Below are 15451 nucleotides of genomic sequence, written 5' to 3' on the forward strand. Positions count from 1 at the left end.
CCGCGACACCCCCGGAGAACCCGTGCGCGTCACCACCCTCCGCTTCGACGAGCAACAGCGACCCGGGCAGCTGGACCTGCTGTTCACCCTCGACGAAGCCGCCTCCATCGCCGAACAGGCGGCGCGGACCCCCGCCGACGCCCCGCACCACCAGCCCATGAGCCGCTTCGCGCAGGCCCTCGCCGAGGGCCTGCGCGCGATCCGCGAATGCCCCCACAACCAGCCCGCGGCCGACGAGTCCGACGACGACCGCGACGACGAGCACCACCACGACGGCGTCGACCACGACCACGTCCCGATCATCCTCGGCCTCCACGTCGCCGCCCTCGTCTGCGACCACGCCGCCACCACCCGGCCCGGCGACCCCGACCACGAGGTGCTGGCCCCACTGCGCCTGTGCCTGGACCAGGCCGTGTTCGGCCCCTACTACGGCACTCACACCCGCTACCTGCGCGATCGCTCCGCCCGCTCCGGCGACCCGTCGTGACCGGCGCCGCCACCGCGAGCGAAGATCGCGTGCACGTCGCCGCCCTGCGCTTCGTCGACGGCGCACCCCACGAGATCGTCCTCACCGGCAGTCGCATCGCCGCATCGACCGGGCTGCTGCCGCCGACCCGGCTGCTCTCCACCGTCGCGTTCGAGCCGTTCCACCCCACGGCCACCTCGACGTGCTCCACGCCCACGACCGGCGAACCTGACCGAACGGACGACACCGCGTGAACCACGACCAGGACCTCCGCCCCACCGGGAGCGGCGGGAGGGAGGCTCCGCCCGACCTGCGGATCGCCACCCTGACGTTCGACGACGACGGCGAACCACACAGGATCACCCTCACCGGCCGGGTCGACACGGCGCAGCGCCTGGCCCGGCATCTCGACGTCACCATGCCGCTCTGCGATCCCGACTCCGCAGCCGCCGACCGCCTGCGACGTGCGCTGCTCGCCCAGCCGCCCGGTGACCAAGCGACCGCCGCCCTGCTCGTGGCGGACGCCGCGCGGCTGTGCGCGTTCACCCGCCCTGGCGACCTCGGACGCGACGTCCTCGACCCGCTGTACTGGCTACTGATGACCACCGTGTTCATGCCGTTCTACGACAACGGCCCGCGCGACGTCGTCAGGGGCACCGTGACCCCGGTGCCGCAACCCGACGTCGACCTGCGCGTCACCGCCCTGCACTTCGACGGTCGCACCCCGCGCGCCGTCGAACTCCGCCTTGCGCGCGACGTCGCCGGCCCCCTCGCCGTGCACCTGGCCCGCGTGCAGCCCGGCGAGGGCCACCGCACGCCCGCCGACCGGCTTCGCCGGGCACTCACCGACGCCGAACCGGCCTCCGACGGCCGCATCACCGTCATCGTGGACACGATGGACGCCGCCCGGCTGTGCCAGGCGTTCGGCCGGCTGCCCGACTACGACCACCGCCACCCGGTGATGCGACCGCTGACCGACCTGCTCGACCACGTCGCGTTCCAGCCGTTCCACCGCAACGGTCACCTCGACGTGCTGTTCCCCCGCGTGTGGCCCATCACCCGCTTCGTGCCCGACGTCGACGGCGAAACCCGGTGAGGTACCGGCCACGCGAACCCGTGCTGGCCGTGCACTACCCGGTGGAGCCCGACCCGGCCCGCGAAGTGGAGATCCGCGGGCTGGGCCGCACCCTGGACCTCGAACCGCGCGTGCCGTTCGAGTACTCCCGGTACTCCGACCGGGGCCGTACGCTCCCGAACAGCGCCATCCTGCTCGGCGACGGCGACGACACGGTGCGCGTCCCGCGCGGGCACTGGCTGGTCGTCCACCCCAGGCCGGGACGACCTCTGCTGGAAGTGCTGCCCGACGACGACTTCCGGGCCGTGTTCGGCGAACCGGACCGCAGCGCCGCGACCCGACGTGCTCTCTTCGACGCCGTCGCCGCCGAAGCCCGCTTCCATCTCGGCCACTACGTCGAGCTGCGGTATCTCGACGCCAACGACCACACCACCGGCATGTGGGCGCACCCCGGGATGCGGGCCGTCGTCGACGGCATCCGGACGCAGCTGCGCGAGCACGACGCCGAACTGTGGGAACCGGTCGACCCCGACAAGCTGGACCGGTGGCGCCGTGACCGCGCCCTGCTGCCCGTCCCGGTACGGGTCCGACCGCACTTCACCCGCCCCGGCGGCCACTACGGCACCGCCCGGCACGTCGTCCCCGACGCCGACGTCCGCTCGGGTGCCCGCAACCGGCTGCACCCGGCCGGGCGGACGCTGTGCGAAAGCACGACCCGCCCCGCGCCGCTGCTCCTCGGCCCGGTCACCCTCGCCCCGCCCGACTGCACGCGCTGCCTCACCCACCTGGCCCGAATCGCCGAACGCCGCGGGCACCGACTCGCCGACCCGCCGCGCCGACGACGTCCTCCGACCAAGTGACTCGGCCCTGACCGGCCGGAACGGAGAATCCCGATGGATCACGAGCCCCCGCACACCGGCCCGACAGCGCCCGAGCCCGCAGGGCCCGAGCCGACGCCGGTCGGCGACGCCACGGCGCGGATCAAGAAACTGCTCGCGCAGCCGACGGCCGCGGACTTCCTGCCGCCCTCGCTCGCCCGCGCCGAAGCCGCCCCGTGCGAGCCCGTCGACCTGATCGAACTGCCCAAGCTGCCGACGCGGAGGCCGTTTACACCGAAACTGATCTTCCCCCCGTTCGACGCCGTCACGGACGTACCCGCCACCGCCGCCGCCGACGCACCCCCCGACCGTCCCGCCCGGCAGGAGTGACCGGTGCGCCCGCCCGATCCCGCACAGCCGCCCGAGATCGTCCGGGACACCTTCTTCCTGTGCGCTGGCCGCTCCTCCGAGCGGGTCGAGTCGCTGCGCTGCACCGTGTGCGGCTGGCACGGCCGCCCCGACCCGGAAGCCGAGGCGGGCGACGACGCGCCGCTCACCCTGTTCCCCGAGCCGGGAACCGAACCGCACACCGTCGAGGAGTGCGCCCGCCGTCAGCGTGACCCGTGGTTCCGCTACGAGCAGGACTCGGCGCGGCTGGCCGCCGCGGGCCTGCCCGGCATCCTCACCCCGCCCCGCACACCCCGCCCCACCTCCGACCCCGCCGGCATCGACCCCAACGGACCGTGACTGTCGGTGCGCGCGTGCACACTGAACGACACCCGGATGAACTGGAGCCACGCCTTGACCACCCCGACCGTCCTCACGCCCACCACGGCCCCGGCAGCGGGCGGCCCGCTGCCGCCCGACGACGAGATCACCCTTCTGCGCACCGCCGCCCACCTGATCACCGCGGCCGACCCGCGCGTCGCCCGCGACCTGGAGCACATGGCCGACGCCGCCGAACCGCTCCAGCCCGGCGACGAGTTCCCGCCCGGCTACGTGCTCGCCATGCTCACCGCCGGTCACATCGCCTCCGGCACCTGGCCGTCGACCACCGACGGCGCGCCCGGCCTCGACTACAACGGCTGGCCGAAGTCCCTGGTCCTGCTGGCCCAGGCCGTGCTCGACGAACACGACGGCACCCCGGTCACCTCCTCGCGGCTCGCCAAGCTGCTGCGGATGCGCGCCGAGGTGGCCGACGCCGCCGCCGACGAACAACCCGAGCACGCCAGCCGCTACCACCTGCACGCCGCGATGCTCCGAGCCCGCGCCGACCGCATCGCCGACATCTCCGACAGCCCCGCGTCGGCCGCCGACACCCGGAGGAACCCGTGATCAGCCTGGACCGCATCGAAGACGGACGCCCCGGCTGGGAACAGCCCGACCACCTGGCCGGCACCGGTATGGAGACGCTGCTGCTCCAGATCGTCGTGTCCGCCGGCGGCCCCGAGGCGGTCACCCGCCGCCCCGTCGGCCCCGGCGCGAGCGCGGTGTGGACGACCCCGACCGACTTCGCCGACGGCGTCCTGGTCGCCCGAACCCTGCGCCGGCACGCCAACCAGCTCATGGACACCTTCGTGCGCGGCGCCCGCGGCGAGGGCGTCGACTGGGCCGACCTCGCCCCCGCACTCGGCGTCACCGAGGACGACCAGCACTCGGCCGCCGAACGGGCCTTCCACGCCTACCAGGACCTGCACGGCGAGCACGTCGGCCGCCGCGTGATCTGGACCTGCGCCTCCTGCCGCAGGAGCGTCACCGACAACGGCCCGTACAGCCACCACCCCGACGACCGCGAGGAAGGCCACGCCGACACCTGCACCCGGCACCTGGCCGCGGTCCGCGCCTGGCAGGACGAGCAGGACGCCGAAGACGCCCGGCACGACGACGACCCGGAAGACGACCCGACCCAGGCCGTCATGGTGCCGGGCAGCGGCTCCGGCGACGGCGGCGGCTCGCTCCCGCACCGCGTCAACCCCGGCGAGACCCTGTCCGAGCTGGCCACCCGCTTCGGCACCACCGTCGACGCCCTGGTGGCGCTCAACGGCATCACCGACCGCAACCCCATCCGCGCCGGCGACTGGATCAGCATCCCGGACGGGGACGCCGATACCGACGACACGGGGTCCGAGCACGCCGCAGCGGAGCCGCCCACTCCGCCCGCGCCCCCCGTGATCCACCTCGACGACCGCCGCTGACCCCGACCCGACCCGAGGACCACCATGTACGAGGACCCGTTCAAAGACCTCCACCTGCTGCGCCACGACCCGCGCACGGCCCTCCCGCTGGCCGTGCTGGTGCACGCCGCCGTCGACGGCCTGATCGAGCACGACGGCCGCCCCGAGCACGCCCACGAGCTGTTCGAGAAGCTGAACGAGCGTGTCGACGACCCGTGGCGCGAAACCGGCCTGCTGCTCACCCGGTTCGTGCTCTCCCGCAACGTCCGCTACGGCGAAGGCCCGGCCGCCGCCGCCGCGTACGAGGCACGCCTCGTGTGGGTGCCCGAGTACCCGTCGCTCAACCTCGTGCACAAGCTGATCTCCGCGTTCATCGCCGGCGGCGAGATCCAGGCCCGCGCCCTGCTGCGCACCGTCCCCGACGAGGTCGTGCACGGCGCCGTCCGCTACCTGCTGTGCCTGGCCGTCGGCAACGGTGGCCTCGCCAACGAGCGCACCCAGGAGCTGTTCGAGACGCTGTGCGTCGACGCGGAGGTGCGGTGATGACCACCCTGGAGCTGCTGCCGCCGCCCACCGACCCGCTGATGGGCGGCGTGCCCGTCGAACGCGACGCCGTGCTGTCGGAGTGCGGCAGCTACCGGTTCGAGCTCACCCGCGTGTGGAGCCCGGCCCTGGCGCTGCTGCACTGGCTGATGCTCAACCCCTCGACCGCGGACAAGCGCCGCGACGACGCCACCGTGCGCCGCTGCGTGAAGTACGCGATGCGGTGGGGCTTCGGCGGCATCGTCATCCGCAACCTGTTCGCGCTGCGCGCCACCAGTCCCGCCGTGCTGCGCACCCACCACGACCCGGTCGGCGCGGGCAACGACGGCTGGATCGTCACCGACCCGCAGCGGGTCATGACCATCGCCGCGTGGGGCGTCAACGGCACCTACCTCGGCCGCGACCGGGTCGTGCGCCGCCAGCTCGCCGACGCGGGCATCCGGCTGTGGCACCTCGGCCTCAACGCGGGCGGCCAGCCCGCCCACCCGCTCCAGCGGCGCACCACCCCGGCCGAGCCGATCGAATGGGCGGCGGTATGAGCGGCGAGTACCAGCTGTGCGGCGCCGGGATCGGCGCGGGCGCGATCGAACTGCCCGACACCGGACAGACCTGCTGCTGGGGTGTGGTCAACGACGGCCCCGCCGGCTGCACCTGCTGGGACCCCGTCCACGACCTCGACCAGCAGCCGCCCGACCCGCAGGCCGTCGCGCTGCTCGCCGCCGGCCTGCCCCCCGCGACCCGCGACGGCATGTGCGGCGACTGCGCCTACCGGCCCGACTCGCCCGAGAAGAACAGCGACCCCACCTACCGGGGCGACCCCGAGTTCCTGGAACGCATCGCCCACGACGGGGACCGCTTCTGGTGCCACGACGGCATGAGGCGCACCGTGCGGCTGCGCCACCCCTCCGGCATGGAGATCGACGCCCACCCCGGCGCCTACGACCCGCCGATCGTCGACGGCGTGCCCTACCGGGCCGATGGACAACCCGCCCGCCTGTGCGCCGGCTGGGCAGCCCGCCGCCGCGCCGTCCTCACCCGGATCGCCCGCGAAACCGCCGACGACCCCGGTCTGACCGCCGAGCAGAAGAAGGAGGTGGTGGCGTCGTGAGCACGCCGCTGCAGAAACTCGCGCTGCCGATCGAGCAGCAGCTCGACGAGGTGTACCGGGAACGCGCCCGCCTCGCCGCCGTCCTCGCCGCCCTGTTCCCCGCGGTGCTGTGCGACCACGACCCCACCTTCCCCGATCGCGTCATGCTCTACATCGACACCCCGGCCGGGCAAATCTCGTACCACATCGACCGGCGCGAACTCGACCTGTTCGACCACGTCCCGCAGGTCGACCCGGACAGCCCCGACGCGCCCGTGTGGGACCGGCACACCACCGAGGAGAAGGACCGGCGGCTCAAGGTGCTCGCCCGCCAGCTCGCCCCCAGCGGCGCGCTGCCCGCCACTGGCACCCGCGCCACCCTCGTCGGCCCCGACCAGCAGGTCGTCACCCAGCTCGCCGTGCTCGGCCAGGCGCTGCGGGTGAGGTTCCCCGCCGTCACCATCGCCTCCTCGCCCAACCCAGGCGGGACGATCGTCGCCGTCGTCGACGTCGACCACGACTGACCGGCCCCCGCGGGCCGCGTACTCGAGGCCGGACCTCCCCGACTGGGGGTGAGGTCCGGCCTCGACCCGTGTCCGGCCCCGCTCACCGCGCCCGATCAGCGGCCGTCGGCGGGCAGCACGCGGGTGTCCCCGGCCGCGATCCGCTCGGCGGTCGGGAACCGCCACCGTGCCGGGCCCGGCTCCTCGACCGCGTCCACCAGGCCCACGTCCACGGCGGCCGAGCGTCCCGCCGGGCCGGGGTCCGGGTTCTGCGGCCAGTCCAGCGGCGTGAACGGCGGCACCGGCTCGTCGACGTCGTCCCACCGCTTCGACCAGGTGGCGTGGTCGGCGCGGTCGGCGACGAGGTAGGACACCTTCCGCGAGTACGCGGGCACGCCCTGGGTGACCAGCCACAACGCGGGCCGGTAGGCGATGTTCACCCCGTAGACGTAGCCGTAGCCGCCCAGCAGCCGGCCCTGCGCGTCGTCCTCGAAGTGGTAGGGCACGGTGTAGGCGTTCCGGTCGTCGTAGGCGTCGGTCCACTCCATGCTCGTGGGGGTGAACCGGCCGGTGCCCAACGACCCGAGCGTCAGCAGGCGGGTGCCGTCCTCCTCGATGTCGCCGCGCCCGGCCGCCCACAGCTGCCGCAGCAGCAGCATCGGCACCACCGGGTCCAGGTCGCCCCGGTACGCCTTGTTCAGGAACAGCTCGTCGTAGACGACTTCCTTGCGTTCGCCCGGCGGCCACCGCCACAACCGGAAGTGGATCATCGTGTCGTAGGGGTCGACGGTGTGCATCAGCAGCGCCGGCCCGCTCACCCGGCCCGTCAACCGCCACCGCGACCGGTACAGCGGCTCGTCGGGCCCGTCGCGGCCGACGAGGTGGAACCCGACCACGTCGTCGGTCAGGCCCATCATCGCCCGGGTGGCGTTGCCCGCCGCCTCCGACGCGGCCGTGAACGTGTCGTAGTCCTCCAGGACGGGCAGCGTCACCGGCGTGAACCGGCCGTGCATGATCGCCTGGTAGACGGTGCTGCGCTCCGGTGGCGCGCTGAACCTCGGACCGGTCACGTCCGGCTCCTCTCTCGATCGGCGACCCGACGGCGGCCGTGCCGGCCGGTCACGCCGTGGGCGTCACGGGGAACGCCACCGGCCACACCCACCGCACCCGGTGCGCGTCGGGAATGTTGAAGAAGTGTTTGCCCGCGTAGCAGTAGGGGCCGCGCCACATCGTGGCGTCCGCGCCGGTGAAGGTGCGCATCGCGCCGCCGTCCGGCCGCGCCACCGTGAACCGGTCCGGGAACACCTGCACCCGCATCCGGTACTCGATCCCCGGCTGCGGCCGGTAGCCCGAATCCCACGTCGGCGGGCTCGGCGCCCACTGGTAGGGCGGGCTCGCCCCGGGGATGCCGTCATAGCGGGTGACCACGAAGTTGCCCTCCTGGCTGAGCTGCACCTGGTAGCCGCGGGTGTACTGGTTGGCGCGTTCCCACTCGAACAGCTGCCGGTCTTCCGGGGCGCCCCACCACAGGCCCATCCACCGGCCGCGATCCACGCTGATGCCGTCCCACATGAAGCCGATGTGGATCTCGTAGTTGTTGACCGTGTTGGTGACCCGGTCGTAGTTCGGCAGCGCCACCGGGCACATCTCGCCCTGGAGGATGTAGTAGCCCGACCGGAAGATCGACGATGTTTCGCCGGGCGCGACCACGTCGGCGTCGCTGGTCAGCTGCCCGGCCCGGCCGCCCTGCACGTAGCCGCGGAAGCGGTCGCGCATCCACTCGATCGAGCCGTTGTAGGCGTGCACCCCGTAGTTCGGGGTGCCCCACTGGAGCGTCAACCCCTGCTCGTAGTAGCGGTAGCCGTTGACGTCGCCCGCGCAATACACCGGATCGGGGCACAGGATGCCCTTCAGGCCGCCCGCGCCGAACAGGGTGGCGTTCTGGGTGAGTCGGAAGTGCCAGTGCTTGTGCCCGCCGTAGAGCATCGTGTACAGCCCGGCGGTCTTGTACGCCAGCACCTGCTGCGGGTAGGTGTCGGCCAGGCCCACCTGGATGAACACCCATGTGAACCCGGCCGCCACCAGGTCCTCCGGAGGCAGGGCGTCCAGCATCGCCTTGCTGGTGATGTGCGCGGCTGTCGCGACGCCCGCCTCCCGCACCAGCGCCAGGCCGTCGTAAATCTGCTGGATCTCCGCCGCCGTGGAGTCGGCGGGGAACTCGGAGCCGACGATCACGGACTTGGTCTGCCCGAACTGGAGGATCAGGTCGCGCAGCGGCCCGTAGGTCTGCAACGGGGCGGGCGTGCCGTTCTGCGTGCCCACTCCGACGTCCTTGACCTCCAGGTACAGCACGGTGCGGCGCTGCGACAGCTCGAACACCTCCGACAGGCGCGGCACCTTCCAGCCCATCTTCGCGGCGAACCCGAAATAGCCCTGCTGCGGCAGGTAGCCCGGCTCGTACCAGGGGTCCTGCGGCGGCCCGGCGGGCAGGTAGGTCATCCGCTCGGCCATCGTGAGGTCCATGTGATCGGTCTTCGCGCCCAGGAAACCCGGGTTGTAGCTGCCCAGGTCACGCCAGTGCTGCGCGAACAGGAACCCTTCGGTGGAGCGGCGCACCGGCACGTGCATCAGCCGCAACCCCATCGCCATCCCGGCCTGGTAGCAGCGCAGGTCGCCCTCCGGGTGCATGGCGAACCCCCCGCCGTAGGAGCCGCCCACGATGGTGGTCGTGGACGACTCCAGGCCCTGCACGGTGGAGTAGCCGCCGTCACCGCCCCCGCCGCCGCCCGAGCTGTACAGGCCGCCGTCGGTGCCGAACACGATCGAGTTGCCGCCGTCGCTGGAGATCCGGGTCTCGATCAACCCGCTGATCGGCTGGTAGGACAGGCCGCGCCCGAGGTGGGAGGCGATGCAGCGGACCACCGTGTTGCACGCCTCCACCCCCAGCGGGTCCTCCAGGCTGATCACGTACGGGTTCTCCACCGAGCCGTAGCCGACGACGTCGATGCCCTGGCCGGCGACGATCCGCACTCCGCCGGTGCAACCACAGCGGGCCATCACCGACCACCCGCCCTCGACGAGCCGCCCCGCGGGGCGAACAGGATGCGGCTGCCGCCCGTGGGCAGGTGCTCGGCCACCAGGCGGCCCCGGCCGTCGACGGTGAGCCGGAACGGGCCCAGTAGCAGCGGCACCACCACCTCCCCCTGCTCCACGGGCTCCGCCGCCCCGAGCCCGTCCACCCCGGCCACGCCCACCACGGCCTGGGCCGGCCCGGCGTCCCGCTTCCCGGCCGCCGGCGGAAGCGGTGGTGGTGGTGGTGGTGGTGGGACGCGGTGGCCGCCCGGGGCGCCCGAGCGGGCGTGCGCGCGCAACCGGTCGCGCACCGCGAACTGCGGCAGCGACCCGTCGGAACTGGTCTTGATCACCGGTGTTCCCCTTTCGCTCCGACCGGGACCGGTTCGGGCCCGGCCGCGACCGTGTAGGTGTCCTGCGGGATGACCGCGACCGCGATCTGCTCGGCCGCGCCCGGCGACCACTTGCCCGACACCTGGTTGAGCTTCATGACCGTGTGCACGCGGGTGGCGTAGCCGGCGATGGTGGTGGCCAGGTAGCGGCCCGGGATCAGGTCGTGCACCGACACCGCGGCGTTCGGGGACAGCTGCGACCCCGACGGCAGCGACACCACGATCGGCGCGGGATGGCCGTAGCCGACGACCCGGCGCGCCATGCCGGACAGGGCGTTGTAGTCGGTGGTGCCCTGCGCGGTGGAGATGTCGTCGACCACGCCGTAGCCGGGCTGCGGGCCACCCCACTCGCCCACCGCGGCCAGCCCGTCCGGGTGGTCGGCGCCCACGACCGTGGCGCGGGTCGCGGTCTCCGAACCGACCTTGCGGACCCGGAAGTCGCCGAGGAAGTCGCTCTCGCGCAGCCGGTACGGGGCGGTGCCCGCCGCCATCCGGTCCAGCATGACGAACACGTGCCGGCCGATCGCGAAGAAGTCCAGACCGGCCTTGGCCGCCTCCGTCACCTCCGTGAACACCGACGCGGTGCGGCCCTGCGTCCAGCGCTGGAACTGCGGCTGGTCGGGGCTGATGCGGTCGACGCGCAGGAACGGCAGCAGGTTCGGGTCGTGCTCGGCGAACGACGCCCGGACCAGCTCCTCCACCCAGCGCGTCGCCGCCATCGGCGTGCCGTCGGTGTCGAACGGGATGCGGCGCCGCGAGAACCAGGCGAGCATGTCGCGGGCGGTGAGGGTGATGGTGGTGCGTTCCTCCTGCACGTCGAACACCGGCCCCGACCACAGGCGTTCGCCGTCGCGGTACAGCTCCACCTCGTGCGCCCACGGCTCGACCTGCCCGATCTTGCGGAAGCAGTCGCGGGAGGTGCCGGACTTGGACAGCTCCACGTGGGCTTCGCCGAAGTCGTTGAGGTTGCGTTCCCAGTCCAGGCCGGTCACGCCGGTCAGGGTCATCAGGCGCTGCGTGCCGCCCTGGTGGTTGACCACCGCGCTGTAGCCGTTCGCGCAGCCCAGCCTGCGCACCACCCGGCGGGCCATCAGGCGACACCCTGACGGGCGACCATCCACAGGTCCAGCCGCATGTTCGGGGCGACCGTGGACTGCTGGGCGACGATCTCCACGCACAGGCTGGTGTCGCACTCGAACACCGGCCACTCGAAGAAGTCGCCCTCCGGGCCGTAGACCTCGACCTCGGCGACCACCAAGCCGGGCCCGCCGGGGCAGTCGACGGTGACGCGTTCGGTGCGGCCGTCCAGACGCAGCACCACCCCGCGCGGCAGGTACGGGATGTTGATCTCGGCGCAGGCCGAGCAGGGGTCGACGTACTCGGTGCACGCGTACTGGGCGGGGTTGGCGTAGAAGCGCACCGTCACTCGCCGCAGGTTCAGGTCGCCGGTGCGCAGCTCCAGCAACGGCACCTTCGACAGCTGCTCGGGCAGCACGTTCGCCGGCACCGTGGCGATGCGCCGGTAGGTGTCGTTCGCGGGCGGCGGCCCCGGGAAGCACGGGTTGGGCGGGGCGGGCGGGCGGATCGGCGGCGGGGGCTGCGGGCAGTCCGGGTCGACCGCGCAGTCCTGATCCTCGACGCAGTCGACCGGCGGCCCGATCGGCGGGGCGGGTTGCAGCCCCGGATGCCCGGTGCCGGTGATGTAGCGGGGCAGCCGCCACATGTGCGGGCGGCCCGCGACGAGGGAGAACTGGACGTCGGCGAGCCATCCGTCGCCGAGGCGGCCCTTGCGGGTCATGTCGGGGCCGTCGAGCAGGCCGACGTCGAACAGGGTGCGCACCGCGTCGTCGCCGCACGTGTCGCCCGGCATCGGTGGTTGCGGACACACCGGGCAGTAGGCGAAGAAGCACAGCTCGTCGCCGGTGCACGAGCCCTGGCACACCGCGCCGCCCAGCGCCGACTCCAACCAGGCGTTGCCGTAGGACAGGGCGGCCTCCGTCTTGGCGTACATGCGGGCCTTGACCAGCAGCTCCCGCGAGCGGCGTCGCAGCCCGCCCACCGCGGCCCCGTCGCCGACGAGCTCCACCCGGTTGCGTCCGCCGGTGCCGCGCTCCAGCCCCTCCACCGAGATCCCCATGAGGCCGGCGAACAGCGCCGACTCCGGTACCGCCGGGTCGAACCACGGGGCTCGGTCGGTGCCCGGGTCGGTGTAGGGCTCGTCGCGCAGGCCGCGCACGAAGTCCTCGCACACCCCGCACGACAGGGAGGTGATGCACAGCGCGTCCACGTACCGCTCGACGCGGGCGGTGTTGACCAGCTCCGTGCCGCCCAGGGTCAGCCAGTGCTCCAGCGCCATGTCAGATCGCCGCCGCTCGCATCAGTCGGTCCACCGTGGACAGCGCCACCAGCTCGGGATCGGAGTAGGGCGCCTGGACCGTGATCGGCGCGTTGATCTCCGTGTGGTTGTTGACCACCTGCGTCTGCCCGGGGCGCGGCACCAGCGACGGCGTCAGCGCGATCCCGTTGCGGGTCGCGGTGGGCTGGGCGGCCGGGGCGCGGCTGGTCTTGACCGTGACCGCCATGCGCGGCAGGTCCGCGGTCAGCTCGCGCAGCGTGGCCCGCACCGTGCCGAACTCGGACCGGATGCCGCGATCGAGGCCGGTCATGATCGCCTTGCCGTGCGGGGTCAGCAGCACCCGGTCGCGGGGCAGCGGGCCCTTGAGCGACGCGATCCGGTCGCCGATGCCCGAGACGAAGTTGAACACGTCCTGAGCTGCGGCCTTGATGCCGTTGAGCAGGCCGTTGATGATCTCGCGGCCCGCGTTGAACAGCATCGAGCCGAGGTTGCCGATCGCCGACACGATCCGGCCCGGCAGCGACTGCGCGTACGAGACGATGCTGTTCACCCCGGCGACGAACGCGCCCGTCGCCGACGACCAGGCGGACGACGCCCAGCCGGAGAGCATCCCGCCCAGCGCCGCCACCGCCGCGACGACCCGGCCGGGCAGCGACAGCGCGAACGAGACGACCGCGTTCACACCGGCGGTGAACGCGCCGCTCGCCGCCGCCCAGGCCGCCGTCGCCCAGCCCGCCAGCATCGCGCCCAGCGCGACCACCCCAGCGACCACTCGGCCGGGCAGTGACACGGCGAACGACACCACCGCCTCGACTCCGGTGATCGTGGCGTTCACGCCCCACTGCCAGGCCGCGACCAGCGCGTTGTAGATCAACTGGCCCAGTCCGACCAGCGCGTTGTAGAGCAGCACCGGCAGGCCGATGACCAGCGCGATGATCAACCCGATGCCGTAGCCGACCGCCTCCGCGGCCAGGACCAGTCCGTCGAGCAACAGCCCCGGCAGCGCCGCCAGCCCCTGCACCACCAGGCCCGGCAGCGAGACGAAGAAGCCCAGCACGGTCGTGCCCAGGTCGGCCAGGAACGCCCCGGCCTGCGCCGGGAGGCGCGCGAACCAGCCGAGCACGCCGGCGACGAACGACCCGATCGAGGCGACCACCGAGCCCAGGTCGATCGACGACGCCGCGTTCCACAGGCCGACGAAGAAGCGGGCCACGGCCTGTGCCGCCGAGCCGATCCCGGAGAGGATGCCGGGGATCGCGGTGAACTCCAGCCAGCGGCCCATCGCGAACGCGAAGCCGTAGGCGGCGTCGATCACCGACAGCACCGGCGGCAGCAGGAACGCCAGGGCGACTGCGACCAGACGCACCAGCGGCGCGACGAGCATCAAGGCCCTGGCCAGCACATTTGCGATCAGGACGACCAGCTGACCCAGCGGTGGGAGCAGCGGCACCAGGGCGACCAGGGTCTCCGAGAGGGCGTTGCCCAGGTTGAGCAGGCCCTCGGCCATCGCCGGGTCCGCGAACGCCGCCGCCAGGCCCTCGGCGAGCTGCCGCAGCCCCGGACCCACCGCGGCCAGCGCCGGACCGAGCGCCGACACCGCCCCGACCAGCGCCGGACCGAGCGCCACCGCGATCCCGGCCAGCTGCGGCGCGATCAACGCCACCGCCGAGCCCAGCGCGATCAGCACCGGCAGCAGCGCGCCGCCGACCTGCGACAAGGACGCGAAGATCGTGACCAGGACCTGCTGGCCCTGCGCCGAGGACAGGAAGTCGTTGACGCCGGTCAACAGGCGTTCGAGGTTGCCCAGCAGGCCGCCCGAGGCGGCCTCGGCCGCCCGGAACACCGAGCCGAGGATGCCGCCGATCTGGAGCAGCACGTTGCCCAGCTGCCCCAGGGTCGCCATCGCGTTCTGGATCCACGCCCACGCCTGCCCCGACGCCGAGACCCGCGACAGCCACTCGCCGAACTGCACGCCCAGCCCGCCGACGCTGCCGGACAGCTGCTCCATCAGCGGCAGCCCGACCCCGGCCAGGTCCCGCAGACCGCGCACCACCGCCAGCACCGCGGGGTTGACCGCGTCGACGCTGGTCGCGGTCGTGTCGAACACGGCGGCGAGCAGGCGCGCGGTCTCGGCTTCCTGCGCGATCTGGGCGATGCCCAGCGCCACCGCGGCCGACGACCCGGCCACCAGGGTCATGCCCTGCCCGACCGGGCCGAGCAGCACCGCCGCCACCGCCGTCAGCTGACCCTGGAGGCGTTCCCAGAACGCGATCTGCACCGCCTCGCGGACGGCGTCGAGCTGCGGGACGAGATCACGGAACTCGCGGGCCACCGCGGCAGCCGGCGGAGCCATGTCCTCGGTGGCCTCGGCGAACTTCCTCGCGTCGCCGACCAACGCCGCCGACAGGGCGTCCTGCATCCCGGAGAACGCGACCGCCAGCACCCCGACCGCCGCCGCGCCCACCAGCAGCGCCGCCGGCAGCGCCAAGGCCGCGCCGCCCGCGTTGGCCAGCTCGGCGGCGAACACCACCAGGCCCGCCGCCGCCGCGACGCTGCCCGAGGACACCACCGAGAACGCCAACGTCCCCGCGAGCGCCGTGAACGGCAGCATCAACTGCCGGATCTGGGTGCGGGTCAGGCGGGCGGCGATGCCGATGCGGAACGCGTCGCCCCAGCTGATGCCCGCCTGGCGGGCGCCGCCCGACGCGTCGCGGGCCACCCGGTCGCCGACCGCGCGGCCCGTGCCGGCGACCTGCCGCTGCAACGCCCGGTCGAACGCCCGGCCCCCGGCCGCGCCCGCGTCACCCAGCTTGCGGCGCACATCCGGCTCGAACCGGCCGGTGTCCGCGACGACCTCGACCGCGGTGTCCGCGATCGTGCCGCCTTCCAACGCCATGCCGGGCCACCCGTGGGAATCGGGTACCCGGCCACGAGGCGCCAGTCGGCACGGCGGCGACCTGCCACC

18 protein-coding genes are annotated in these 15451 nt (G+C 73.3%); 12 read left to right on the forward strand and 6 right to left on the reverse strand.

The features are described from left to right. Positions 1-22: 22 nt before the first annotated feature. From AB0F89_RS38030 to AB0F89_RS38085, 12 genes are read left to right on the forward strand one after another with little or no spacing between them, the layout of a single operon-like run. Positions 23-487 carry a hypothetical protein gene (locus tag AB0F89_RS38030; RefSeq protein WP_367139742.1) on the forward strand — a complete coding sequence of 155 codons (465 nt, stop codon included), beginning with the start codon at positions 23-25 and terminating at the stop codon, positions 485-487. Then, positions 484-720, forward strand: coding sequence for a hypothetical protein (locus AB0F89_RS38035; protein ID WP_367139744.1), 237 nt, complete (start codon positions 484-486; stop codon positions 718-720). The genes AB0F89_RS38030 and AB0F89_RS38035 overlap by 4 nt, the downstream gene beginning before the upstream one ends. Then, entirely contained in the window at positions 717-1562 is an 846-nt protein-coding gene (locus AB0F89_RS38040; RefSeq protein WP_367139746.1) for a hypothetical protein, read from the forward strand. Before AB0F89_RS38035 ends, AB0F89_RS38040 begins: the two co-directional genes overlap by 4 nt. Then, positions 1559-2401, forward strand: coding sequence for a hypothetical protein (locus AB0F89_RS38045; RefSeq protein ID WP_367139748.1), 843 nt, complete (start codon positions 1559-1561; stop codon positions 2399-2401). The genes AB0F89_RS38040 and AB0F89_RS38045 overlap by 4 nt, the downstream gene beginning before the upstream one ends. A 33-nt stretch (positions 2402-2434) precedes the next feature. Beyond that, positions 2435-2749 carry a hypothetical protein gene (locus AB0F89_RS38050; RefSeq protein ID WP_367139750.1) on the forward strand — a complete coding sequence of 105 codons (315 nt, stop codon included), beginning with the start codon at positions 2435-2437 and terminating at the stop codon, positions 2747-2749. 3 nt (positions 2750-2752) lie between these two features. Further along, the gene (locus AB0F89_RS38055; protein ID WP_367139752.1) at positions 2753-3106 is read left to right on the forward strand and encodes a hypothetical protein; all 354 of its coding nucleotides are present in this window, start codon (positions 2753-2755) and stop codon (positions 3104-3106) included. A 54-nt stretch (positions 3107-3160) separates the two neighbouring features. After that, on the forward strand, positions 3161-3694 hold the full coding sequence (locus tag AB0F89_RS38060; RefSeq protein WP_367139247.1) for a hypothetical protein: 534 nt from the start codon (positions 3161-3163) through the stop codon (positions 3692-3694). After that, positions 3691-4554 carry a LysM peptidoglycan-binding domain-containing protein gene (locus AB0F89_RS38065; protein WP_367139249.1) on the forward strand — a complete coding sequence of 288 codons (864 nt, stop codon included), beginning with the start codon at positions 3691-3693 and terminating at the stop codon, positions 4552-4554. Before AB0F89_RS38060 ends, AB0F89_RS38065 begins: the two co-directional genes overlap by 4 nt. 24 nt (positions 4555-4578) lie before the next feature. Continuing rightward, complete coding sequence (locus tag AB0F89_RS38070) at positions 4579-5076, forward strand: hypothetical protein (protein ID WP_367139251.1); 498 nt, start codon at positions 4579-4581, stop codon at positions 5074-5076. Continuing rightward, positions 5076-5615, forward strand: a complete 540-nt coding sequence (locus tag AB0F89_RS38075; protein WP_367139253.1) for a DUF1643 domain-containing protein — start codon at positions 5076-5078, stop codon at positions 5613-5615. The genes AB0F89_RS38070 and AB0F89_RS38075 overlap by 1 nt, the downstream gene beginning before the upstream one ends. Then, on the forward strand, positions 5612-6184 hold the full coding sequence (locus tag AB0F89_RS38080; RefSeq protein WP_367139255.1) for a hypothetical protein: 573 nt from the start codon (positions 5612-5614) through the stop codon (positions 6182-6184). The genes AB0F89_RS38075 and AB0F89_RS38080 overlap by 4 nt, the downstream gene beginning before the upstream one ends. Further along, positions 6181-6687 (forward strand): hypothetical protein, encoded by a 507-nt coding sequence (locus AB0F89_RS38085; protein ID WP_367139257.1) that lies wholly within the window; start codon positions 6181-6183, stop codon positions 6685-6687. The genes AB0F89_RS38080 and AB0F89_RS38085 overlap by 4 nt, the downstream gene beginning before the upstream one ends. 95 nt (positions 6688-6782) lie before the next feature. On the opposite strand, the gene AB0F89_RS38090 is transcribed toward AB0F89_RS38085, so the two are convergent. Genes AB0F89_RS38090 through AB0F89_RS38115 form a run of 6 tightly spaced genes read right to left on the reverse strand, consistent with a single transcriptional unit; the run spans position 6783 to position 15382 of the window. After that, on the reverse strand, positions 6783-7736 hold the full coding sequence (locus AB0F89_RS38090) for a hypothetical protein (protein ID WP_367139259.1): 954 nt from the start codon (positions 7734-7736) through the stop codon (positions 6783-6785). Between the two features lie 49 nt (positions 7737-7785). After that, complete coding sequence (locus AB0F89_RS38095) at positions 7786-9696, reverse strand: hypothetical protein (RefSeq protein WP_367139261.1); 1911 nt, start codon at positions 9694-9696, stop codon at positions 7786-7788. Positions 9697-9722: 26 nt separating this feature from the next. After that, positions 9723-10091 (reverse strand): hypothetical protein, encoded by a 369-nt coding sequence (locus AB0F89_RS38100; RefSeq protein WP_367139263.1) that lies wholly within the window; start codon positions 10089-10091, stop codon positions 9723-9725. Beyond that, entirely contained in the window at positions 10088-11221 is a 1134-nt protein-coding gene (locus tag AB0F89_RS38105; RefSeq protein WP_367139265.1) for a hypothetical protein, read from the reverse strand. The genes AB0F89_RS38100 and AB0F89_RS38105 overlap by 4 nt, the downstream gene beginning before the upstream one ends. Continuing rightward, positions 11221-12486 carry a hypothetical protein gene (locus AB0F89_RS38110; protein WP_367139267.1) on the reverse strand — a complete coding sequence of 422 codons (1266 nt, stop codon included), beginning with the start codon at positions 12484-12486 and terminating at the stop codon, positions 11221-11223. The genes AB0F89_RS38105 and AB0F89_RS38110 overlap by 1 nt, the downstream gene beginning before the upstream one ends. Before the next feature lies 1 nt (position 12487). After that, positions 12488-15382: a hypothetical protein gene (locus tag AB0F89_RS38115; RefSeq protein WP_367139269.1), complete on the reverse strand. Its 2895-nt coding sequence runs from the start codon at positions 15380-15382 to the stop codon at positions 12488-12490. Positions 15383-15451: the final 69 nt, after the last annotated feature.

The organism is Saccharothrix sp. HUAS TT1, assembly GCF_040744945.1.
Classification (GTDB): Bacteria; Actinomycetota; Actinomycetes; order Mycobacteriales; family Pseudonocardiaceae; genus Actinosynnema.

Excerpts from the sequence above, each read along its gene's own strand:
- AB0F89_RS38050 (WP_367139750.1), top strand. The coding sequence starts at position 2,435 with ATGGATCACGAGCCCCCGCACACCGGCCCGACAGCGCCCGAGCCCGCA.
- AB0F89_RS38070 (WP_367139251.1), top strand. The coding sequence starts at position 4,579 with ATGTACGAGGACCCGTTCAAAGACCTCCACCTGCTGCGCCACGACCCG.
- AB0F89_RS38075 (WP_367139253.1), top strand. The coding sequence starts at position 5,076 with ATGACCACCCTGGAGCTGCTGCCGCCGCCCACCGACCCGCTGATGGGC.
- AB0F89_RS38080 (WP_367139255.1), top strand. The coding sequence starts at position 5,612 with ATGAGCGGCGAGTACCAGCTGTGCGGCGCCGGGATCGGCGCGGGCGCG.
- AB0F89_RS38105 (WP_367139265.1), bottom strand. The coding sequence starts at position 11,221 with ATGGCCCGCCGGGTGGTGCGCAGGCTGGGCTGCGCGAACGGCTACAGC.
- AB0F89_RS38110 (WP_367139267.1), bottom strand. The coding sequence starts at position 12,486 with ATGGCGCTGGAGCACTGGCTGACCCTGGGCGGCACGGAGCTGGTCAAC.
- AB0F89_RS38115 (WP_367139269.1), bottom strand. The coding sequence starts at position 15,382 with ATGGCGTTGGAAGGCGGCACGATCGCGGACACCGCGGTCGAGGTCGTC.